Origin of the sequence: Salinarimonas sp. NSM (genome assembly GCF_052380005.1) — a bacterium.
GTDB lineage: Bacteria > Pseudomonadota > Alphaproteobacteria > Rhizobiales > Beijerinckiaceae > Salinarimonas.
On sequence record NZ_JBQTCJ010000055.1, the window covers coordinates 14,608 to 34,126 of the forward strand.

Genomic DNA, 19,519 nt, shown 5'->3' on the forward strand with positions numbered 1-19,519 from the left:
CGACCCGCCCGAGCATGCCGCAGGTCGAACATGGATGCGTTCAAGCCCTATCTCGCCAAGGTCGCCACGGGCGCGGCCCTCTCGCAGGAGGAGGCCCGCGCCGCCTTCGACGCGCTGCTCTCGGGCGAGGTGACGCCGGCGCAGGCGGGCGCCTTCCTGATGGCGCTGCGCGTGCGCGGCGAGGCGCTCGACGAGATCGTCGGCGCCGCCTCCGCCATGCGCGCCAAGATGCTCAAGGTGGAGGCGCCCGCGAGCGCCATCGACATCGTCGGCACCGGCGGCGACCATTCCGGATCGTACAACATCTCGACGCTCGCCGCCTTCATCGTGGCGGGGTGCGGCGTCCCGGTGGCCAAGCACGGCAACCGCGCGGCGTCCTCGAAGTCCGGCGCGGCGGACGTGCTCGGCGCGCTCGACGTGACGCTCGGCCTCGACCCGAAGGGCCTCGCCCGCTGCCTCGCCGAGGCGAACCTGTGCTTCATGTTCGCCCAGGCCCACCACGCCTCGATGCGCCACGTCGCGCCCTTCCGCGTGGAGCTCGGCACGCGCACGATCTTCAACCTGCTCGGGCCGCTCTCGAACCCCGCCGGCGTCAAGCGGCAATTGCTCGGCGTGTTCTCCCGCGCCTGGATGCGCCCGCTCGCCGAGACGCTGCGGGCGCTGGGCTCGCAGCGGGTGTGGGTCGTGCACGGCTCGGACGGGCTCGACGAGCTCACGACGACGGGGCCGAGCGAGGTCGTCGCGCTGGAGGACGGCGAGATCCGCACCTTCCAGATCGACCCGCGCGACGTCGGCCTCGCCTTGGCGCAGCCGCAGGAGCTCAAGGGTGGCGACCCCGCCCACAACGCGGCGGCCCTGCGCGCCGTCCTCGACGGCGAGAGGACCGCCTATCGCGACGTCGCGGTGCTCAACGCCGGCGCCTCGCTGGTGGTGGCCGGTGCCGCCGCGGACCTCGCCGAGGGCGTCGCCAAGGCGGCGGAGGCCGTCGACAGCGGCGCCGCCAAGACCGCGCTCGCGCGCCTCGTGCGCGCGTCGCAAGGGTGAGGGCCTCAGCCGTGAGCGATATCCTCGCCAAGATCGAGGCCTACAAGCGCGAGGAGATCGCCGCCGCCAAGGCCGCGATCCCGCCCGCCGCGATGGCGCGCCGCGCGCGCGACGCCGCCCCGCCCCGCGGCTTCGCGGCGGCGCTTCGAGCGAAGATCGACGCCGGCCGCCCGGCGCTGATCGCCGAGATCAAGAAGGCGAGCCCCTCCAAAGGCCTGATCCGCCAGGACTTCGACCCGCCGGCGCTGGCGCGCGCCTACGAGACGGGCGGCGCGGCCTGCCTCTCGGTGCTCACCGACACCCCGTCCTTCCAGGGCCGCCCCGAGTACCTCGCCGCCTCGAAGGAGGCCTGCGCGCTCCCGGCGCTGCGCAAGGACTTCCTGTTCGAGCCCTACCAGGTGGCGGAGGCCCGCGCCTGGGGCGCGGACGCGATCCTCGTCATCATGGCGAGCGTGTCGGACGCCGCCGCGCGCGATCTCGTCCAGGCCGCCCACGATCTCGGCATGGACGCGCTGGTCGAGGTGCACGACGCCCCCGAGCTCGAGCGCGCGCTGGCGCTTCCCGCCCAGCTCATCGGGATCAACAACCGGAATCTCCGCACCTTCGAGGTCTCGCTCGCGGTGGCCGAGAGCCTCGCCCCGCTGATCCCGGACGACCGCATCGTCGTCGGCGAGAGCGGCATCTTCACCCCGGCCGACATCGCGCGGCTGGAGGCGGCGGGCATCCGCGCCTTCCTCGTCGGCGAGAGCCTGATGCGCCAGGACGACGTCGCGGCGGCCACCCGCACCCTGCTGGGAGAGGCTGCTTGAGCGATCTCAGCCACATCGACGCCTCCGGCGCCGCCAACATGGTCGACGTGTCCGAGAAGGACGTCACCTCCCGCACGGCCATCGCCGAGGGCGTGGTGATCACGCGGCCGGAGACCATCGCCGTCATCCGCGCTGGCGACGCCAAGAAGGGCGACGTGCTCGGTGTCGCGCGCGTCGCCGGCATCATGGCGGCCAAGCGCACGCACGAGCTGATCCCGCTCTGCCATCCCTTGATGATCACGAAGGTCCGCGTCGACTGCACGATCGACGAGGCCCTGCCGGGGGTGCGCGTCACCGCCGAGGTGAAGGTCGCGGGCCAGACCGGCGTCGAGATGGAGGCGCTCACCGCCGTCTCGGTGGCGTGCCTCACGATCTACGACATGGTCAAGGCGGCGGACAAGAGCATGCGCATCGAGGGCGTGCGGCTCCTCGAGAAGACCGGCGGGCGCTCCGGGACCTGGCGGGCCGACGGCTAGGGGAGGGGGTGCGCGTCGTGAGCCTGCTCCCCGTCGCCGAGGCCCGCGCCCGCATCGTCGCCGCCGCCGGCGCGCCGCTCCCCGCAGAGATCGCGCCGCTCGAGGCATGCTTCGGCCGCACGCTGGCCGAGGACGTGGTCGCGACCCGCACGCAGCCGCCCTTCGCCGCCTCCGCCATGGACGGCTTCGCGGTGCGCGCCATCGACGTGGCGACGGCGCCCGTCGTGCTGAGGGTGATCGGTGAGGCGGCCGCCGGGCGCCGTTTCGCGGGCCCGGTCGGCGCGGGGGAGGCGGTACGCATCTTCACCGGCGCGCCGGTGCCCGAGGGCGCCGACACGATCGTCGTCCAGGAGAACGCCGAGCCGCCGGCGGACGGGTGCGTGCGCATCCTCGAGAGCGCGCCCGCGGGCCGATTCGTGCGCCCACGCGGGCTCGACTTCTCGCAGGGTGACGTGCTGATCCCCGCCGGGCGCGTGCTCGACGCGCGCGCGCTGGCGCTCGCCGCCGCGATGAACCACCCCGCGCTCCCCGTGCGCCGCCGCCCCGTCGTCGCGCTGATCGCCACCGGCGACGAGCTCGTCATGCCCGGCGAGGCGCCGGGGCCGGACCAGATCGTCGCCTCGAACGTCGTCGCGCTCGCCGCCCTCGTCGCCGCGGCGGGGGGCGAGCCGCGGGTGCTCGGCATCGCACGCGACACGAAGGACGCCATACGCGAGAAGCTCGCGGCCGCGCGCGCGGCGGGCGCCGACGTCCTCGTCACCCTCGGCGGCGCGTCGGTGGGCGCTCACGACCTCGTGCAGGATACCCTGCGCGAGGCGGGCATGGAGCTCGGGTTCTGGAAGATCGCCATGCGCCCGGGCAAGCCGCTGATGCACGGGCGGCTCGACGGCATGCTGTTCCTCGGGCTGCCGGGCAACCCGGTCTCCTCCATGGTCTGCGGCCTCCTCTTCCTGCGTCCGGCGATCCGCGCACTCGTGGGCGATCCGCAGGCGGGGCGGATCGCGACCGAGTGGGCCGTGCTCGGTGCGTCGATGGCGCCGAACGACGCCCGCGAGGACTACGTCCGGGCCACCCTCGCGCCTCGCTCGTGCGCGCTGCCCGAGGCGACGCCGGCGCCCGTGCAGGACTCCTCCATGCTCGGCGTCCTCGCCCGCGCGGACGCGTTGATCGTGCGGCCGGTGCGAGATTCGGCGCGGCAGGCGGGGGAGGTGGTGGAGATCGTGCGGCTGGCGGGCATGATGTGAGCGGGCCCACGGCCGACGCACGTCAGCGCTGCCCGCGCCGCCAGAGCGCGTACGTCGTCGCGAGGGCGGCGGCGGCCAGCAGCCCGGACGCGAGCGGCTCGCTCGCCAGCGTCGCGAGGTCGCCGCGGGCATGGGCGATGGCGCGCCGGAGGTGGTCCTCGAAGATCGGCGCGAGCACGAAGCCGACGAGGAGCGGCAGGAGCGGGAAGCCCGTCCGACGCAGCGCGTAGCCGAGCCCGCCGAACAGGGCGAGGAGCACGACGTCGAAGGCGAGCCCGCCGCTCGCCAGAACGCCGACCCCCGACACGAGCACGATCCCAGGCACGAGCCAGAGCGGCGGTACGGTGACGAGGCGCGCCCACAGGCCGACGAGTGGCAGGTTCAGGACGACGAGCATCAGGTTCGCGATCAGCATCGAGCCGACGAAGGTCCAGAACAGCGTCGGCTCCCGGCTCATCAGCGCCGGGCCCGGCGGCAGGCCGTGGATCATCATCGCGCCGACCAGCACGGCCGTCACGGCGTTGGACGGGATGCCGAGCCCGAACAGGGCGACGAAGCCGGTCTGGGCGCTGGCGTTGTTCGCGGCCTCCGGCGCGGCGACGCCGGCGATGTCGCGCCGGCCCTCCGGCGCGCCGCGGGAGACCCTCTTCTCCAGGGACCAGGCGGCGAAGGACGAGACGAGGGTCGTCGCGCCCGGCACGAGGCCGATCGCGGCGCCCACCAGCGACCCGCGCAGGGCGGGTGCGAGCCAGCCGCGGATGGCCGCGGCGCCCGGCCACCAGCGTCCGATCCGCGCCACCGCACCGCCGTTCGTCCCCCGCGCGGCGAGGGCGAGCGCCTCCGACATGCCGAAGAGCCCGACGACGAGCGGCACGAAGCCGATCCCGTCGAAGAGCGCGCGCATGCCGAAGGTGAAGCGCGGCAGCCCGTCGGGCCCCGCCGTGCCGATCAGGCCGAGCATGCCGCCGAGCCCGAGCATCGCGAAGCCGCGCGCGAGTGGTGCCGCCGAGAGCACGACGGCGAGCGCGCCGGCGAGCACCATCATCGCCGCGACGTCCGCGGGGCCGATCGCGAGCGAGGCGCGTGCCAGGGCCGGCGTCGCCAGGGCGAGGACGAGAGCCGACAGGACGCCCGCGACCGCAGACGCGAGGGTCGCGACGGCGAGCGCCTCCACCGCGCGGCCCTCCCGCGCCATCTTGTGGCCGGAGACCGCCGTGACCGCGCCGGACGCCTCGCCCGGCACGTTGAGAAGGATGGCGGTCGTCGAGGAGCCGTACTGAGCGCCGTAGTAGATGCCGGCCAGCATGATCAGCGAGCCCGTCGGCGGAAGGAAGAAGGTCGTCGGCAGGAGCAGGGCGATCGTCGCCACCGGGCCGAGGCCCGGCAGCACGCCCACCAGCGTGCCGAGGAAGGCCCCTGCGAAGGCCCAGCCGAGATGCTCGAGGGTCAGCGCAGCCGCGAGGCCCGCGACGATGTCGACCTCGGTCATCGCAGGGCGTCCGGCAGGAGCGGCAGAGGCTGGCCGACGAGGCCGACGAAGACGCCCGCGACGAGTGCCGCCGTGACCGCCCCCGCGGCGAGGGAGCCGGGGAGGCGCGCGCCCGTCACCGCCGACGCCGCCAGCGCGCCGCAGAGCGTGCCCGACAGGAGGAGCCCGAGCGGGGCGACCGTCGTCGCCAGGAGGACGATCGACGCGAGCAGGCGTACGACGGTGCGCGTGGGTATCGTGCCGAGCGCCGCGCAGGGATCGACCGCCGCCCCCGCCGCGGCCGCGGCACGGCGGCGGGTCGCGATCCCGAGGAGCGCGGCGAGCGTCGTCAGGGCGGCGAGCGCGAGGGGAACGTCCGCCGGCCCGAGTCGCCCCGGGCGTCCTTCCGGGAGAGCGCTCGCCGCGAGTGCGAAGGCCGACGCAGCGGCCGCAACGGAAATCTCCACGAAAATACTGTAATCCAACTTAGAATGAAGAAAAACTAGAGTGGAGCGTAAATCATTGGAGCGTGAGTTACTCATATTGCCTCTCGCCGAGAAACAGGTATTCATTCCTCATCACTCCTTAGACCGAGGGAAGACCATGTGGAAGAGCATTCTCGCCGCCGGCCTCGCTGCCGGTGCGATCGCGGTCGCGTCCGCTCCCGCCCAGGCGGAGGGCTGGCCGACCCAGCCGATTCGGCTGATCACCGCGTCCGCCGCCAGCGGCAACGCCTTCGTCTCCGCGCAGATCGTCGCCGCCGAGCTCGAGAAGCGCCTGGGGCAGCGCATCGTGCTCGAGGCGATGCCGCAGAGCTCGGGCATGGTGGCGACGGAGCTCGTCTCCGATGCCGAGCCCGACGGCCATACCCTCCTCGTCGGCACGTCCTCGCAGCTCGTGTTCAACATCGCGCTCTTCCCGGACATGCCGGTCGACCTGTCCGAGACGCTGCGCGGGGTGGCGATGATCAACTCCGTGCCCCTCGTCCTCGTGGTCAATCCGGATGACCCGGCGCAGACCATGGAAGACTACGTCGCGGCTCTGAAGGCCGAGCCGGGCGCCTTCCAGTACGGATCCGGCCCGGTCGGCACGACGACGCACGTCACCGGCCTGCGCTGGGCGAACGCGGTCGGCGTCGAGGTCGAGCACGTGCCCTACGAGGCGGGCTCGGACGCGCGGCGCGACGTGGTCGCCGGACGCCTGTCGCACATGTTCGACGTCGCGGTGACCGCGATCCCGCAGATCGAGGCGGGGGCGGTGCGCCCGCTCGCCATCACCTCCCTCGCGCGCTCCGGGGCGCTGCCGGAGGTGCCGACCGTGGCCGAGCTGGGCTTCCCGGGCTTCGAGGCGGCCACCTGGAACACGATCGCGGCGCCGTCCGGAACGCCGGACGCGATCGTCGAGCGCCTCAATGCCGAGGTCGCGGCGGTGATGGAGACGCCCGCCGTGCGGGAGCAGCTGCTCGCGCTCGGCGCCGACCTCGTGCCGCCGCGCACGCCGGCCGAGATCGACGCCTTCTACGCCGAGCAGCGCGAGACCTGGATCCCGCTCGTGCGCGAGGCCGTCGGCACGGGCGGCTGAGCGCGCGGTGCATCGGGCGTGCGTCGCGGGAGCCCGATCCGAGGGATCCGCGACCACGATCCCGAATCCGAGGATCCCGGGCGCGGAGCGGCGCCCGCTCCGCCGACCGAACGAAGCGAGGGGACGATGCAGGATGCGATCGACGACCCGCCGAGCCCGGCGCGCGTCGCGCTCGTCGGGCTGCCGTCGCGCATAGGGCCGCTGGAGAGGCGTTTCGCCGGAGCGCTGATCCACCTGCGGGCGCTCCCGGGATGAATGCCCCGCCGCGAAGACGGGTCGCGACGGGGGTTGCGGAACGCATGGGGAACGGGTATAAGTTCCGCGTTTGTTTTCCGAGAGATCGTATCGGCGATTCGGCCGGCGGCCGCGGAAGGCTCCAAGAGGCTCCAAGACGGGGTGCCCATGCTCACGCGCAAACAGCACGAACTGCTTCGCTTCATCCACGAGCGGGTGCGGGAGACCGGCGTCCCGCCCTCCTTCGACGAGATGAAGGATGCGCTCGACCTCAAGTCGAAGTCGGGCATCCACCGGCTGATCACGGCGCTGGAGGAGCGCGGCTTCATCCGGCGGCTCCCGAACCGGGCGCGGGCGCTCGAGGTCGTGCGCCTGCCCGAGGGCCTCGGCGTGCCCGCGAGCCGGCGCTTCAGCCCGAGCGTCGTCGAGGGCGGGCTCGCGGCCAAGCCCAAGGCCGCCGCGGCGCCTGTGGCGGCGCCGAGCCTGCCGGACGAGGAGCGCGGAATCCAGATCCCGGTCATGGGCCGGATCGCGGCGGGCGTCCCGATCTCGGCGATCCAGTCGCAGAGCCACTCGATCACCGTCTCGCCGGACCTCGTCGCGTCGGGCGAGCACTTCGCGCTGGAGGTCCGCGGCGACTCGATGATCGAGGCCGGCATCCTCGATGGGGACATCGTGGTCGTGCGCAAGCAGGACGTGGCCAACACGGGGGACATCATCGTCGCGCTGATCGACGACGAGGAGGCGACCCTCAAGCGCTTCCGCCGCCGCGGCTCGTCGATCGCGCTCGAGGCGGCCAACCCCGCCTACGAGACGCGGGTGCTCGGGCCCGATCGGGTGAAGATCCAGGGCAAGCTGGTGAGCCTGTTCCGGCGGTATTGAGCGAGGCTCGCGCCCTCACCGCCGCAGCAGCCACATCGACCCGCCTGCGAGCAGGCCCCAGAACGGGGCGCCGATGCCGAAGAAGGCGACGCCCGAGGCCGTGGTGACGAAGCAGACGAGGGCGGCCATGCGGGCCTTCTCGTCGGCGAGCGCCGCCTGGATCGCGCCGGCGAAGCTCGTGAGCAGCGCGAGGCCCGCCACCGCCTGGATCAGGATCGGCGGCGAGGCCGAGATGAAGGCGGCCGCCGCACCGGCCGAGAGCCCGAGCGCGATGTAGACGGCGCCCGCCGCCGCGGCGGCGACCCAGCGCCGCGACGGGTCCGGATGCGCCTCCGGCCCGGCGCACAAAGCCGCCGTGATCGCGGCGAGGTTGACGAGGTGGCCGCCGAAGACGGAGGCGACGGCGCTCGCGACGCCGGTGCCGACGAAGATCGGCCCGACCGGCGGGCGGTAGCCGTTGGCCGCCAGCACCGCGAGGCCCGGCACGTTCTGGGAGGCCATGGTCACGAGGAAGAGCGGCAGCGCGAGGCCGACGAGGGCATCCAGCGAGAAGGTGGGCGCGACGAGCACCGGCCGCGGCGCGAGCGCCCCCCAGGACGCGTCCGGCAGGGGCGTCGCCGCGAGCACCACGCCGATCGTCACGAGAACCGCCAGCGGCACCGCGTAGGGCCGAGCGAAGCGCAGGGCGAGCGCCCAGACGATCACGATCGGCAGCGCCAGAGCCGGCTCCGCCAGGGTCGCACGGGCGGGGGCGAGGCACAGATCGAGAAGGATGCCCGCCAGCATCGCGGCGGCGAGCGGCATCGGGATGCGCTCCACCGCCCGCCCGAACGGGCGGATCACGCCCGCCAGGATCACGAGCGCGGAGGCCGCGAGAAAGGCGCCGACCGCGACCGGGAAGCCCCCGGCGAAGGCGCCGGTCGCCACGAGCAGCGCGGCGCCGGGCGTCGACCAGGCGATCGAGATCGGGAGCCGCGTGCGCCACGAGAGGCCGATCGCCAGCACGCCCTTGACGAGGCAGACCGCGAGCAGGCCCGAGGCGGCCTGCGCCGGCGTCGCGCCCACCGAGACGAAGCCCTGCAGCAGCAGCGCAAAGGTCGAGGCGAAGCCGACGAGCGCCGCCAGCGCACCCGCCGAGAGCGGCTGGATCAGCCCGCCGCCCCCCTCCGCCGGCGCGCGCGCCGCCGTCCCCGTCCCGCCCGCCGTCTCGCTCATGTCCCGCTCACGCCCCGCTCACGCCCCGCGCACGACTCGACCGCTCGATCGCCGGCGCGAGACTGCCGCCCCCCGGGTCCGCGCGCCACCCCCGCGCGCGCCGACCAGGGCTGCGCCGCGTGCGGTCCGCCTCACTCCTCGACCGCCCGCGCGATCGCCCAGGCGAGGCTCTCGGCGTCGAGGTCCTCGCCGTTGGCGAGCACCACCACCGAGACGCCGCTGTCGAGCCCACGATAGTAGTAGGTCGCCGTGCCGTACCACGAGCCGCCATGCGCCGCGACCGTCCTGTCGAAGTCGTCGGTGTAGAGCGACCAGCCCCAGCCGTAGCCGGCGCCGCTCTCGTCGATGATCCGCTCCCCGTCGTCGAAGGCGCCCTCGGAGAACAGGACCTCGGCGGGGGCGAAGCCGTCGGCGAGCGCGACCTCGTAGCGCGCGAGATCGGCGACGCTCGTCCAGATCGAGCCGTCGCCCTCCACCGCCGTGTCCCATTCGCTCGCCTCGAAGGCGCCGCCCGCCCCGGCGTAGCCGGAGGCGCGCAGCGCCGCGTCGACCGGGTAGCCGGAGGCGGAGGACGTCATGCCGAGCGGTGCGAAGAGGCGCGCGTGCAGCACCGCGTCGAGGCTCTCGGCGCCCTCGGCGGCGGCGAGGAGGGCGCCGAGCACGAGATAGCCGGTGTTCGAGTAGGAGAAGACGCTGCCCGGCTCGGCGTCGAGCGGCATGGCGGCGACCCAGCCGAGGACCCGGGACTGGTCGGTGCTCGCATCGAAACCGAGGCCGGGGGCGTCGCCGAGGTAGTCCGGCAGGCCGCTCGTGTGGCGCACGAGGTCCTCGAGCAGGATCGGCCGGCTCGCTCCCTCCGGGAGCGCGGGCAGCATCGGCAGCACGTCGGCGACGGGCGCCGTCGGGTCGAGCGTGCCGTCCTCGACGAGGAGCGCCGCGGCGAGCGCCGTCATCTGCTTGGAGACGGAGGCGAGGTCGAACAGCGTGTCCGGGGTGACGGGCTCCTGCGATTCGACGTCGGCGACACCGTAGCCGACCATGTGCCGAACCTCCCCGTGCTCCACGACGAGGACGGCGAGCCCGGGCGTGTCCACGCCCACGTGCGGGGCGACGAGGGCGTCGACCTCCGAGAGGCGCTGGGCGAGGGCGGCGGACGGTGCGGCGATCAGCGAGAGAGCGAGGCACGAGGCGAGGCGCGGGCCGGCACGGCGGCAGCGGGACAGGGCGGGGTGGATCGTCATCGGGAGGCATTCCGAAGCGGAAGGGAGCGCGAGACTAGCGCGGCCGTATCGCCCCGCAAGAGGGTCCGCCGACGGTTCGCGTGCGCCGCCCGGCGGCGGTCACGCCAGCTCGAACTCCAGCAGCAGCGTCCGCTGCAGCACGGAGTAATTGTCGTCCGCGATCATCGTGAGGATGGTCTCGCCCTCGGGCCCGGTGTGGACGGCGAGACCCTCCATGTTGTCGATGGCGTTCGTCCAGTCCGCCTCGAAGATGACCGGGCCGTCGAGGGTCGCATCGGGGCGCAGGTCCGCGCCGGGCACGCGGCGGATGCGCGCCGCGACGCCGCTCGTCAGCGCGTAGCGGCGCTCGAGCAGCAGGAGGTCGCCGCCGGGCAGGACCGCGCAGTCCGTCGGCTCGAACGCGTCGTCGCGCGCCACCGCGAAGGTCGCGCCGGCGTCCGGCCCCGTCAGCACGACGCCGACGGTCGGGGTGGCCGCCCCGCGGCGCGCGCGTTCGGCGATGGCGACGAGGGCGCCGGGGAATGCGGACGGCGCCGGGGCGACGAAGAGGCTCTCCATGCCCTTGTTGCCGGGCCAGCGGTCGAGCACCGCGCGCACGGCGGGCGGCAGCGCGAGCCGCGTGCCCGGCGCGGCGATGCCCGCCGCGCGATCGTAGGCGAGGACCGCCTGCTCCTGCTCGATCCCGACATAGACCGTGGCGCCGTCGACCGTCAGCGCCTCGGCGTCGTAGAGGCCCTCGCGCCAGAGCAGCGTGCCGCCCGGGCCGCGCAGCGGCGCGAGCACCGCCTCGGCGAGATCGACGATCGCGCCGTCGAGGCCGCGCAGGATCTCGGCGGCGAGGACGTAGCCGTGGTCGGAGACGGCCAGCAGCCGCGCGCCGCCGTCGAGGACGACAAGGCCCGAGAGCCCGCCGAAGGCGTCGGCCCCCGCCTGCAGCTCGATCCCGCCGCGGTAGCGCAGCTGTCCGTGGAGGCCGTCGACGAGGCCGCGGGGGCCGAGATGCCGGATCGGGTACGTCCGCAGCGCCAGCGGCAGCGGACCCTCGAGATCCGCCCGCGCCCGCGGGGCCGGGGCGAGCGCGCCGGCGGCGACGGTCGCGAGGCCGGCCAGCATGCCCCGGCGCGTGAGCCTCAACGCGCGCCCCGGCGACCGCCGGCGGCGCGACGCGGCATCGCGCCCGCCTGCGGCGCGGCGCCGGTATCCTCGAACAGCTCGGCGAGCTTCTCGGTCATCACGCCCCCGAGCTCCTCGGCGTCGACGATGGTCACCGCACGGCGGTAGTAGCGGGTCACGTCGTGGCCGATGCCGATGGCGATCAGCTCGACCGGCGAGCGGGTCTCGATCTCCTCGATGACGAAGCGCAGGTGCTTCTCGAGGTAGTTGCCCGGATTCACCGAGAGCGTCGAATCGTCGACCGGCGCGCCGTCGGAGATCACCATCAGGATGCGCCGCTGCTCGGGCCGCCCGAGCAGGCGCTTGTGCGCCCAGTCGAGCGCCTCGCCGTCGATGTTCTCCTTGAGCAGCCCCTCGCGCATCATCAGCCCGAGATTACGCCGCGCGCGCCGCCAGGGCTCGTCGGCCGCCTTGTAGACGATGTGCCGCAGGTCGTTGAGCCGGCCCGGGTTGGCCGGCTTGCCCGCCTGCAGCCATTGCTCGCGCGACTGCCCGCCCTTCCAGGCGCGCGTGGTGAAGCCGAGGATCTCGACCTTGACGCCGCAGCGCTCGAGCGTGCGCGCGAGGATGTCTGCGCAGGTGGCGGCGACCGTGATCGGGCGCCCACGCATCGAGCCGGAATTGTCGATCAGCAGGGATACCACGGTGTCGCGGAATTCCGTGTCCTTCTCCTGCTTGAAGGAGAGCGCGGTCATCGGGTCCATGATGATGCGCGGCAGCCGGGCAGGGTCGAGGATGCCCTCCTCGATGTCGAACAGCCAGGAGCGGTTCTGCTGGGCGAGGAGCCGGCGCTGCAGGCGGTTGGCGAGGCGCCCGACGACGCCCTGGAGGTTCGACAGCTGCTTGTCGAGATAGGCGCGCAGCCGCGTCAGCTCCTCGCCGTCGCACAGGTCCTCCGCGTGGACGATCTCGTCGTGCGCCGTGGTGAAGGCCTTGTAGTCGGGCATGCGCGGCTCGTTGGCGCGCGGGGGCGGCGGGCGCCAGCTCTCGTTGGCCTCCTCGCTGTCGGCGTCCTCCGCGTCCTCCGGCATCTCGCCCGACGGTCCGTCGGCGGCCTCCTGCGAGCCCTCCTCCATCTCGTCCGTGGCCTCGTCGGAGATCTCGATCTCCGCCTGCTGGCCCTGCGCGTCCTCCTCGGTCTCGCCCTCCTGGCTCTCGTCGGACTGGTCCTCGCCCTCCTGCTCCTGCTCGTCCTCGCTCTCCTCGGGCTCGAGCTCGCTCTCCTCGACCATGTCGAGGGAGACGAGCAGGTCGCGCACGCCGCGGGCGAAGGCGCGCTGGTTCTCGATGGTGGAGAGGAGCCCGTCGAGGCTCGCGCCCGCCTTGGCCTCGATGTGCCCGCGCCAGAGGTCGACGATCTTCGCCGCCGCCTTGGGCGGCTTGCGGCCGGTGAGCCGCTCGCGGACCATCAGCGCCACCGCGTCCTCGATCGGCGCGTCGGCGCGGTCGGTGATGTCCTCGTACTTGCCGCCGCGGTGGTAGCGGTCCTCCAGCATGGCGTCGAGGTTGTCGGCGACGCCCTCCATGCGCCGCGAGCCGATCGACTCGCAGCGTGCCTGCTCGACGGCGTCGAACACGGCGCGGGCCGCGGCGCCCTCGGGCGTCAGGCGGCGATGCATCGCGCCGTCGTGGCAGGCGAGCCGGAGCGCCATCGCATCCGCGTGCCCCCGCATCACCGCCACGTCCTGCGAGGACGCCTTGCGCGGCGGCTCGGGCAGGCGCGCCCGGTCCGAGGTGAGGAGCGGCCGGTCGGAGGCGTACGTCACCTCGAGCTCCGGCGCGCGCGCGATCGCGCGCAGGCAGGCGGCCACCGAGCGCTTGATGCCTTCGTTGGGCGCCTCGCGCTTCTCGCCGGGCTTGCGGTTGGAGATGGCCATGCGGACCCTGTCGCTGCTGGCTGGCGTGTCTCAGGAGAGCGCGACGTTCGCGGCGCTCTCCGGCAGTTCCTTGCCGAACGAGCGCTGGTAGAACTCGGCGACGAGATTGCGCTCGAGCTCGTCGCACTTGTTGAGGAAGGTGAGGCGGAAGGCGAAGCCGACATCGCCGAAGATCACCGCGTTCTCCGCCCAGGTGATCACCGTGCGCGGGCTCATCACGGTGGATAGGTCGCCGTTGATGAAGGCGTTGCGGGTGAGGTCGGCGACGCGCACCATCTTGCTCACCGTGTCGCGGCCCTTGTCCGTGCCCTGCCAGGACTTCACCTTCGAGAGCACGATCTCGACCTCGCGGTCGTGATCGAGGTAGTTGAGCGTCGTGACGATCGACCAGCGGTCCATCTGCGCCTGGTTGATCTGCTGCGTGCCGTGATAGAGCCCCGACGTGTCGCCCAGCCCGATCGTGTTGGCGGTCGCGAACAGGCGGAAGGAGGGATGCGGGCGGATGACGCGGCTCTGGTCGAGCAGCGTGAGGCGGCCCGAGCTCTCCAGCACGCGCTGGATGACGAACATCACGTCCGGGCGCCCGGCGTCGTACTCGTCGAAGACGAGGGCGACGTTGTGCTGGTACGCCCAGGGCAGGATGCCGTCGCGGAACTCCGTGACCTGCTTGCCGTCCTGCAGGACGATGGCGTCCTTGCCGATGAGGTCGATGCGCGAGACGTGGCTGTCGAGGTTGACGCGCACGCACGGCCAGTTCAGCCGCGCCGCCACCTGCTCGATGTGCGTCGACTTGCCGGTGCCGTGATAGCCCGTGACCATGACGCGGCGGTTGAAGGCGAAGCCGGCGATGATGGCGAGCGTCGTCTCGCGGTCGAAGATGTAGTCCGGATCGACCTCCGGCACGTGCTCCTCGCCCGCGGAGAAGGCCGGCACCTCGAGATCGCTGTCGATGCCGAAGGTCTGGCGGACGGACAGCTTGAGGTCGGGGGTGCCGCTCGTCGTCTCGGCTCGGGTCTCGGTCGTCGCCTGCATGAACGCCTCTCTCTCGCGGACCGGTGCGCCGGCGCGCTCCTCGCGCCGCCCGCGTCTCGCGCTCGCGGTCCTGGTTACGCCCCGTCGCTGCGCCATGCAACGCCGGGGCCGGTTTCGACGCCTGTGCGTCGGCTCATGATGTCGCTCGGTCTCCTAGCACAGCCCGGCCGCCTTGAGCGTGTCGTGGGCGCGGATGATGTCGCGCAGCCGCTCCTCGTAGGCGCGGTCGCCGCCGTGGGCGTCGGGATGGAAGCGCTTCACCAGCGACTTGTAGGCCGCCTTGATGGTCGTGGCGTCCGCGCCCTCCTCGAGGCCGAGCACGTCGAGGGCCTGGCGCACCGGGCCGGAATAGCGCGGGCGCGGCGGCTCGGGGGCGCGCCGCGTCTCGCCGACGCCACCCTCGCGCAGCACGTCGAACGGATCGTGATAGGCCCAGTCGCGCGCGTAGGCGCCGGCGCGGGCGCCCTTCGCCGCGCGCTCGCGGGCGGTGGGGTTCACGCCCATCGACCAGGTCGGGCGATGGCCGATGACCGAATCCTTCTGGTAGGCGGCGACGGCCTCGTCGGGCATGTCCTTGAAGTAATTGTAGGACGCGTTGTAGGCGCGCACGTGGTCCATGCAGAAGCGCCAGTACTTGCCCTCCTGCCCGCGGCCCTTGGGCGCGCGGTAGAGGCCCTGGCCGTCGCAGCCGGGATGCTCGCAGGCGGGGGCCTGCGCGGTCTTGGACGCGCTCTTGGCATCGTCGGCGGCCTTCTCGGCCTTCGGCTTGATGCGGATGCGGTCGAACAGGGGCGAGTTCAAGTCCATGGTCCGATGATTATGAGCCATGACCGCGCGCGGGCAAGGGCCGAGAATGGCGCGCGGGTCCCAAAGAGGGCTTGACGCGGCGATGCGGCGCGGGCGACGCAGGGCAGGCATTCCCCAAGCGCGGAGAGCCGGCCCGGCATGAGCGAGACGCCCACGATGAAGAGCCTGATCGAGACGCGGCTTACGGACGCTTTCGCGCCCGCGCGCCTCTCGGTCGTCGACGAATCCCATCTCCACGCCGGGCATGCCGGCTGGCGCGAGGGTGGGGAGACCCACTTCCGGATAGAGGTGGTCTCGGACGCCTTCGCCGGCAAGAGCCGGGTGGAGCGCCATCGCCTCGTCAACGCGGCGCTGAAGGACGCGTTCGACCGCGGGCTCCACGCGCTGGCGGTGAAGGCGGAGGCGCCGGCGGCCTGAGCCGCCGCGGCGGCCCTCACACCTTACACCAAAGGGAAGGAGAGAGCGTGCGCAGAAGGCGCGCGCATCCCTGTCGGCCGGCTCGGCGAGCCGCCGATCTCCCTCGACGGTGCGCGGAGGGAAGCCGATCTCCCTCGACGGTGCGCCGAGGGAAGATGTCAGCCCGCCTCGTTCGTCTCGCGCGTCACTGCACCAGCCGCGGGCCACCCATCGGCACGCCGTCGGTCTCGGCGAGGATGCCCAGCCGGCGCGCCACTTCCGTGTAGGCCTCGATCAGGCCACCGAGATCCTTGCGGAAGCGGTCCTTGTCGAGCTTCTCGGCGGACTTCATGTCCCACAGCCGGCAGGAATCCGGGGAGATCTCGTCGGCGACGACGATGCGCATCATGTCGCCCTCCCACAGCCGGCCGCACTCGATCTTGAAGTCGACGAGGCGGATGCCGACGCCCAGGAAGAGCCCGGACAGGAAGTCGTTGACGCGGATGGCGAGCGCCATGATGTCGTCGATCTCCTGCGGCGTCGCCCAGCCGAAGGCGGTGATGTGCTCCTCCGACACCATCGGGTCGTCGAGCTTGTCGTTCTTGTAGTAGAACTCGATGATCGAGCGGGGCAGCTGCGTCCCCTCCTCGAGCCCCAGCCGCTTCGACAGCGAGCCGGCTGCGACGTTGCGCACCACGACCTCGAGCGGGATGATCTCCACCTCGCGGATGAGCTGCTCGCGCATGTTCAGCCGGCGGATGAAGTGCGTCGGTACGCCGATGTCGTTGAGGTGCTGGAAGACGAACTCGCTGATGCGGTTGTTCAGCACGCCCTTCCCGTCGATCACTTCGTGCTTCTTGGCGTTGAAGGCGGTCGCGTCGTCCTTGAAGTGCTGGATGAGCGTCCCGGGCTCGGGTCCCTCGAACAGGACCTTCGCCTTGCCCTCGTAGATCCGACGGCGGCGATTCATGGGCGTGTACCGTGGCTTGTTGAAATCCATGGGAAGGCCTGAGGCTCCTGGCTCTCGAACGGCCCGCCGCCGGGGATACGCATGATGGCGGGCACGGTCGAGCGGCAATGAGGGCCGCCCGTTCGCGGGGACCCTATCCGAAGAGATGGGGATGCACAACGCGCCTTTCACGTGCGGGTAAACGCGCGCGCGGAGGCGACTCGTGAGCTCCTACGCAGGATGCCGGGTGGCGCGCGCCGGGCCCGGGCGATATACCGACCTCGCGGGCACGGGCCCGCGTGTCGCAACGCGCATCGGATCGGACCATGACCACCTTCGACGACCGCGAATCCGCCTTCGAGAACAAGTTCGCGCACGACGAGGAGCTCCGCTTCAAGGCGATCGCCCGCCGCGACCGGCTCGTCGGGCTGTGGGCGGCGGAGAAGCTCGGAAAGTCCGGCGCCGAGGCGACCGCCTACGCCGAGGCCGTGGTGAAGGCCGACCTCGCCGAGCCCGGCGACGAGGACGTCTTCCGCAAGCTCCGCGCCGACCTGCCGGCGGACGTGAGCGACGCCGAGATCAGGAAGCAGATGCTCGATCTGCTGGCGCGTGCGGTCCACGAGATCGAGACGCAGTGATCAGGACGCCTTGATCCGCGGCGCTCGCCGCCTTGCGCTCGATCAAGGCGCCCGCACCGCGCCGCCCCCATGCTCCGCCTCGTCACGAACCGGGAGACGAAGCGATGAAGAGCATGATCGAGGGCCTGCGCGGCGCCGCCGGGCGTCCCCGGCTGATGGGTGAGATGATGCGCCGGCTCGACCTGGAGCCGGACGCGCTCTCCGCTCGCGGCCTCGACGTCGCGCTCGCCCAGGCGGCGCGCCGCTGCGCCGGCTGCGCGCACGAGGGCGCCTGCCGCTCCTGGCTCGACGCGCACGAGAGCGCCGATCACGCCCCCTCGTTCTGCGCCAACGACGGCTTCTTCGAGGGGATCAAGGCCGGCGGCTGAGGGGCGTCCCCCTCAGCGGATGTCCGAGAGCAGCGGCGACCAGGTCGGGTCGGAGGCGTAGCCCGGCGTCGGGATCGGCACCTCGACGCGGCCGGTGATGTCGACCATGTAGAGCTGCCCGCCCGATTGCCCGCCGGGATCGCGGAAGAACACGACATACTGCCCGTTCGGCGCCCAGGCGGGGCTCTCGTTGTGGAAGCCTTCCGTCAGGATGCGCTCGCCCGAGCCGTCGGGGCGCATCACGCCGATCGAGAACTGGCCGCCGCGCATCTTGGTGAAGGCGATCCAGTCGCCCCGCGGCGACCAGACGGGCTGCGAGTAGGAGCCCTCGCCGAAGGAGATGCGCTGCGGGTTCGAGCCGTCCGCGCCCATCGTGTAGAGCTGCTGCGAGCCGCCGCGGTCGCTCTCGAACACGATCTGCGTCCCGTCCGGCGAGAACGAGGGCGAGGTGTCGATGGCGAGCGTCGAGGTCAGCCGCGTCATCGTGCGCGAGACGAGGTCGATCAGGTAGAGGTTGGCGTTGCCGCCCTGCTGGAGCGTCATCACGATCGAGCGGCCGTTGGGCGAGAAGCGCGGGCTCGAGGTCATGTCGGGGAAGTTGCCCACCGCCTGGCGCGCGCCCGTCTCGAGGTTGAGCACCTGCACGCGGGGCTGCTCGCCGGAGACCTGCGCCATGAAGGCGATCTCTTGTGCGCGCGGCGAGAAGCGCGGTGTCACCACCGAGTTGTCGCCCGGCGTCAGGTAGCGCACGTTGGCGCCATCCTGGTCCATGATGGCGAGCCGCTTCAAGCGGTTCTCCTTCGGCCCGGTCTCGTCGACGAAGACGATGCGGGTGTCGAAGAAGCCGGCGAGCCCGGTGATGCGGGTGAAGACCGCGTCCGAAATGATGTGCCCGACCCGGCGCCAGTTGTTCGGATCGGTGAAGAACTGCTGCCCGGTGATCTGCTGGCCGGTCTGCACGTCCCACAACCGGAACTCGGTGCGCAGCCGCCCCTGGCCGTCGCGGGTGACGCGGCCGGTGACGAGGCCCTGCACGCCCGCCTGGCGCCACAGGTCGAACTGCGGCGCGGCGTCGAAGGCCGGCGTCCGCTCGGGGAAGCGGCTGCCATCCAGCGGCGCGAAATAGCCGGAGCGGGCGAGGTTCGCCGAGACGATGCCGGAGATCTGCGGGCCGAGATTTCCCTCGCCGACGAATTCGGCGATGGCGATCGGCATCGGCTGGAACTGGCCGCCCTGAACGTCGACGACGAGCTCGGCGCGCGCGGGCGTGGGGGCGAGCGCCGGAACGAGGCCGGCCGTGGCGGCGACCCCGACGGCGAGGAGGCCGATCCGCAGGGCGTTGAGGACGAGGCGCATGGTCGGGTGTCCGGGTTCGCGGCCGGGGGCGGCCGCCTGTCGAGGGGCTTGCGGTCGAGGCGCGCGCCGAGGAGACGCGCGCGCGGGCGCCGGAGCGGCCGACGCCGTCACGAGAACAGCGGATTGAAGTTCACCGTCAGGTTCCTCCAGTCCTCGTAATAGGGGGCGAATTGGGCCGGAATCTGGAGCGGCGCGCACCGTCTCGTGGCACGCAGCGCCGAATCCGCCACCGACCTGAACAGCGGGTCCGGCGAGGTGTTGGTCACCTGCGGCTCCGTGACGAGGCTGCCGTCCTGGGCGAGCGCCATGCGCACGGCGGCGACCGGCGGGTTCTGCATCGCCTGCGCGGCGATCGGCACGTCCCAGCACGAGCGCAGCTGCGCCGTGATCAGCCCGACGAGCTGGTCGCGCATGCTCGGGTTGAGGCGCGGCGACGTGCCGGTGTCGGTGCCGAGCGAGGCGGTCCGGTTGATCTCGGCGGCGGCGGCGCCGGTCGAGGCGGCGTCCTCCGTCGTGCGCAGGATCGAGGCGATGTCGGACGGATCGAAGCGGTCCGCCTCCTCGGCGATGCGGCTCGCCCGCGCCTCTTCTTCCCGCTGCTGCTCCTGGCGGCGCGCCTCGGCGACGCGCGCCGCGTCCGCCCGCTCGCGCGCCTCGCGCTCGCGGCTCTGCGCCTGCGCGACCCGCTGACGCTCCGCTTCCGCCGCGACGCGCCGGGCCGCCTCGGCC

Annotated in this window: 21 protein-coding genes; 10 read left to right on the forward strand and 11 right to left on the reverse strand. The window is 72.7% G+C overall.

The annotated features are described in order from the left end of the window. The first annotated feature begins 30 nt into the window (after window positions 1–30). Genes trpD through ACTZWW_RS17615 form a run of 4 tightly spaced genes read left to right on the forward strand, consistent with a single transcriptional unit; the run spans window position 31 to window position 3,573 of the window. Window positions 31–1,044, forward strand: a complete 1,014-nt coding sequence (gene trpD / locus ACTZWW_RS17600; protein ID WP_444782273.1) for an anthranilate phosphoribosyltransferase — start codon at window positions 31–33, stop codon at window positions 1,042–1,044. Window positions 1,045–1,055: 11 nt separating this feature from the next. Further along, complete coding sequence (trpC, locus tag ACTZWW_RS17605) at window positions 1,056–1,853, forward strand: indole-3-glycerol phosphate synthase TrpC (RefSeq protein WP_444782274.1); 798 nt, start codon at window positions 1,056–1,058, stop codon at window positions 1,851–1,853. Next, on the forward strand, window positions 1,850–2,329 hold the full coding sequence (moaC, locus tag ACTZWW_RS17610; RefSeq protein ID WP_444782275.1) for a cyclic pyranopterin monophosphate synthase MoaC: 480 nt from the start codon (window positions 1,850–1,852) through the stop codon (window positions 2,327–2,329). Before trpC ends, moaC begins: the two co-directional genes overlap by 4 nt. A 17-nt stretch (window positions 2,330–2,346) precedes the next feature. Next, a complete protein-coding gene (locus ACTZWW_RS17615; RefSeq protein ID WP_444782276.1) occupies window positions 2,347–3,573 on the forward strand; it encodes a molybdopterin molybdotransferase MoeA in 1,227 nt (408 codons plus the stop codon). Window positions 3,574–3,595: 22 nt separating this feature from the next. Here the strand turns inward: ACTZWW_RS17615 and ACTZWW_RS17620 are convergent, their stop codons facing one another. Both ACTZWW_RS17620 and ACTZWW_RS17625 read right to left on the reverse strand, forming a co-directional pair. Further along, on the reverse strand, window positions 3,596–5,062 hold the full coding sequence (locus tag ACTZWW_RS17620) for a tripartite tricarboxylate transporter permease (protein WP_444782277.1): 1,467 nt from the start codon (window positions 5,060–5,062) through the stop codon (window positions 3,596–3,598). Then, the gene (locus tag ACTZWW_RS17625) at window positions 5,059–5,508 is read right to left on the reverse strand and encodes a tripartite tricarboxylate transporter TctB family protein (protein ID WP_444782278.1); all 450 of its coding nucleotides are present in this window, start codon (window positions 5,506–5,508) and stop codon (window positions 5,059–5,061) included. Before ACTZWW_RS17625 ends, ACTZWW_RS17620 begins: the two co-directional genes overlap by 4 nt. Before the next feature lie 136 nt (window positions 5,509–5,644). On the opposite strand from ACTZWW_RS17625, the gene ACTZWW_RS17630 reads away from it, so the two are divergent. The 3 genes from ACTZWW_RS17630 (at window position 5,645) to lexA (ending at window position 7,738) form a co-directional block, all read left to right on the forward strand. Further along, the gene (locus ACTZWW_RS17630; RefSeq protein WP_444782279.1) at window positions 5,645–6,622 is read left to right on the forward strand and encodes a Bug family tripartite tricarboxylate transporter substrate binding protein; all 978 of its coding nucleotides are present in this window, start codon (window positions 5,645–5,647) and stop codon (window positions 6,620–6,622) included. Window positions 6,623–6,748: 126 nt separating this feature from the next. Continuing rightward, window positions 6,749–6,877 (forward strand): hypothetical protein, encoded by a 129-nt coding sequence (locus ACTZWW_RS17635; protein ID WP_444782280.1) that lies wholly within the window; start codon window positions 6,749–6,751, stop codon window positions 6,875–6,877. A gap of 147 nt (window positions 6,878–7,024) precedes the next feature. Next, window positions 7,025–7,738, forward strand: a complete 714-nt coding sequence (lexA, locus tag ACTZWW_RS17640; RefSeq protein WP_444782281.1) for a transcriptional repressor LexA — start codon at window positions 7,025–7,027, stop codon at window positions 7,736–7,738. Between the two features lie 15 nt (window positions 7,739–7,753). Here the strand turns inward: lexA and ACTZWW_RS17645 are convergent, their stop codons facing one another. From ACTZWW_RS17645 to ACTZWW_RS17670, 6 genes are all read right to left on the reverse strand, one after another. After that, entirely contained in the window at window positions 7,754–8,953 is a 1,200-nt protein-coding gene (locus ACTZWW_RS17645) for a benzoate/H(+) symporter BenE family transporter (RefSeq protein ID WP_444782282.1), read from the reverse strand. A gap of 131 nt (window positions 8,954–9,084) precedes the next feature. Next, window positions 9,085–10,194: a serine hydrolase domain-containing protein gene (locus ACTZWW_RS17650; RefSeq protein ID WP_444782283.1), complete on the reverse strand. Its 1,110-nt coding sequence runs from the start codon at window positions 10,192–10,194 to the stop codon at window positions 9,085–9,087. A 99-nt stretch (window positions 10,195–10,293) separates the two neighbouring features. After that, window positions 10,294–11,307 carry an esterase-like activity of phytase family protein gene (locus ACTZWW_RS17655; RefSeq protein WP_444782284.1) on the reverse strand — a complete coding sequence of 338 codons (1,014 nt, stop codon included), beginning with the start codon at window positions 11,305–11,307 and terminating at the stop codon, window positions 10,294–10,296. 17 nt (window positions 11,308–11,324) lie between these two features. Next, on the reverse strand, window positions 11,325–13,244 hold the full coding sequence (cobT, locus tag ACTZWW_RS17660) for a cobaltochelatase subunit CobT (protein ID WP_444782285.1): 1,920 nt from the start codon (window positions 13,242–13,244) through the stop codon (window positions 11,325–11,327). Between the two features lie 30 nt (window positions 13,245–13,274). Continuing rightward, entirely contained in the window at window positions 13,275–14,276 is a 1,002-nt protein-coding gene (cobS, locus tag ACTZWW_RS17665; RefSeq protein ID WP_444782286.1) for a cobaltochelatase subunit CobS, read from the reverse strand. 153 nt (window positions 14,277–14,429) lie between these two features. Then, a complete protein-coding gene (locus tag ACTZWW_RS17670) occupies window positions 14,430–15,083 on the reverse strand; it encodes a J domain-containing protein (RefSeq protein WP_444782287.1) in 654 nt (217 codons plus the stop codon). A 138-nt stretch (window positions 15,084–15,221) separates the two neighbouring features. On the opposite strand from ACTZWW_RS17670, the gene ACTZWW_RS17675 reads away from it, so the two are divergent. Then, entirely contained in the window at window positions 15,222–15,500 is a 279-nt protein-coding gene (locus ACTZWW_RS17675; RefSeq protein WP_444782288.1) for a BolA family protein, read from the forward strand. A gap of 184 nt (window positions 15,501–15,684) precedes the next feature. On the opposite strand, the gene purC is transcribed toward ACTZWW_RS17675, so the two are convergent. Continuing rightward, a complete protein-coding gene (purC, locus tag ACTZWW_RS17680; protein WP_372426100.1) occupies window positions 15,685–16,479 on the reverse strand; it encodes a phosphoribosylaminoimidazolesuccinocarboxamide synthase in 795 nt (264 codons plus the stop codon). A 275-nt stretch (window positions 16,480–16,754) separates the two neighbouring features. Here purC and ACTZWW_RS17685 point away from each other — a divergent pair, with 275 nt between their 5' ends. Then, window positions 16,755–17,066 carry a DUF1476 domain-containing protein gene (locus ACTZWW_RS17685; RefSeq protein WP_444782289.1) on the forward strand — a complete coding sequence of 104 codons (312 nt, stop codon included), beginning with the start codon at window positions 16,755–16,757 and terminating at the stop codon, window positions 17,064–17,066. Window positions 17,067–17,170: 104 nt separating this feature from the next. Next, on the forward strand, window positions 17,171–17,434 hold the full coding sequence (locus ACTZWW_RS17690) for a DUF6455 family protein (RefSeq protein ID WP_444782290.1): 264 nt from the start codon (window positions 17,171–17,173) through the stop codon (window positions 17,432–17,434). A gap of 12 nt (window positions 17,435–17,446) precedes the next feature. On the opposite strand, the gene tolB is transcribed toward ACTZWW_RS17690, so the two are convergent. Then, window positions 17,447–18,790 (reverse strand): Tol-Pal system beta propeller repeat protein TolB, encoded by a 1,344-nt coding sequence (gene tolB, locus ACTZWW_RS17695; RefSeq protein ID WP_444782291.1) that lies wholly within the window; start codon window positions 18,788–18,790, stop codon window positions 17,447–17,449. A gap of 107 nt (window positions 18,791–18,897) precedes the next feature. Next, a partial coding sequence (tolA, locus tag ACTZWW_RS17700; protein WP_444782292.1) for a cell envelope integrity protein TolA occupies window positions 18,898–19,519 on the reverse strand: 622 nt, incomplete at its 5' end.

Excerpts from the sequence above, each read along its gene's own strand:
- ACTZWW_RS17645 (WP_444782282.1), bottom strand. The coding sequence starts at position 8,953 with ATGAGCGAGACGGCGGGCGGGACGGGGACGGCGGCGCGCGCGCCGGCG.
- cobT (WP_444782285.1), bottom strand. The coding sequence starts at position 13,244 with ATGGCCATCTCCAACCGCAAGCCCGGCGAGAAGCGCGAGGCGCCCAAC.
- lexA (WP_444782281.1), top strand. The coding sequence starts at position 7,025 with ATGCTCACGCGCAAACAGCACGAACTGCTTCGCTTCATCCACGAGCGG.
- ACTZWW_RS17675 (WP_444782288.1), top strand. The coding sequence starts at position 15,222 with ATGAGCGAGACGCCCACGATGAAGAGCCTGATCGAGACGCGGCTTACG.
- ACTZWW_RS17670 (WP_444782287.1), bottom strand. The coding sequence starts at position 15,083 with ATGGACTTGAACTCGCCCCTGTTCGACCGCATCCGCATCAAGCCGAAG.
- ACTZWW_RS17685 (WP_444782289.1), top strand. The coding sequence starts at position 16,755 with ATGACCACCTTCGACGACCGCGAATCCGCCTTCGAGAACAAGTTCGCG.
- purC (WP_372426100.1), bottom strand. The coding sequence starts at position 16,479 with ATGGATTTCAACAAGCCACGGTACACGCCCATGAATCGCCGCCGTCGG.
- ACTZWW_RS17620 (WP_444782277.1), bottom strand. The coding sequence starts at position 5,062 with ATGACCGAGGTCGACATCGTCGCGGGCCTCGCGGCTGCGCTGACCCTC.
- tolB (WP_444782291.1), bottom strand. The coding sequence starts at position 18,790 with ATGCGCCTCGTCCTCAACGCCCTGCGGATCGGCCTCCTCGCCGTCGGG.
- ACTZWW_RS17635 (WP_444782280.1), top strand. The coding sequence starts at position 6,749 with ATGCAGGATGCGATCGACGACCCGCCGAGCCCGGCGCGCGTCGCGCTC.
- ACTZWW_RS17655 (WP_444782284.1), bottom strand. The coding sequence starts at position 11,307 with ATGCTGGCCGGCCTCGCGACCGTCGCCGCCGGCGCGCTCGCCCCGGCC.
- ACTZWW_RS17690 (WP_444782290.1), top strand. The coding sequence starts at position 17,171 with ATGAAGAGCATGATCGAGGGCCTGCGCGGCGCCGCCGGGCGTCCCCGG.
- ACTZWW_RS17650 (WP_444782283.1), bottom strand. The coding sequence starts at position 10,194 with ATGACGATCCACCCCGCCCTGTCCCGCTGCCGCCGTGCCGGCCCGCGC.
- ACTZWW_RS17630 (WP_444782279.1), top strand. The coding sequence starts at position 5,645 with ATGTGGAAGAGCATTCTCGCCGCCGGCCTCGCTGCCGGTGCGATCGCG.
- trpD (WP_444782273.1), top strand. The coding sequence starts at position 31 with ATGGATGCGTTCAAGCCCTATCTCGCCAAGGTCGCCACGGGCGCGGCC.
- cobS (WP_444782286.1), bottom strand. The coding sequence starts at position 14,276 with ATGCAGGCGACGACCGAGACCCGAGCCGAGACGACGAGCGGCACCCCC.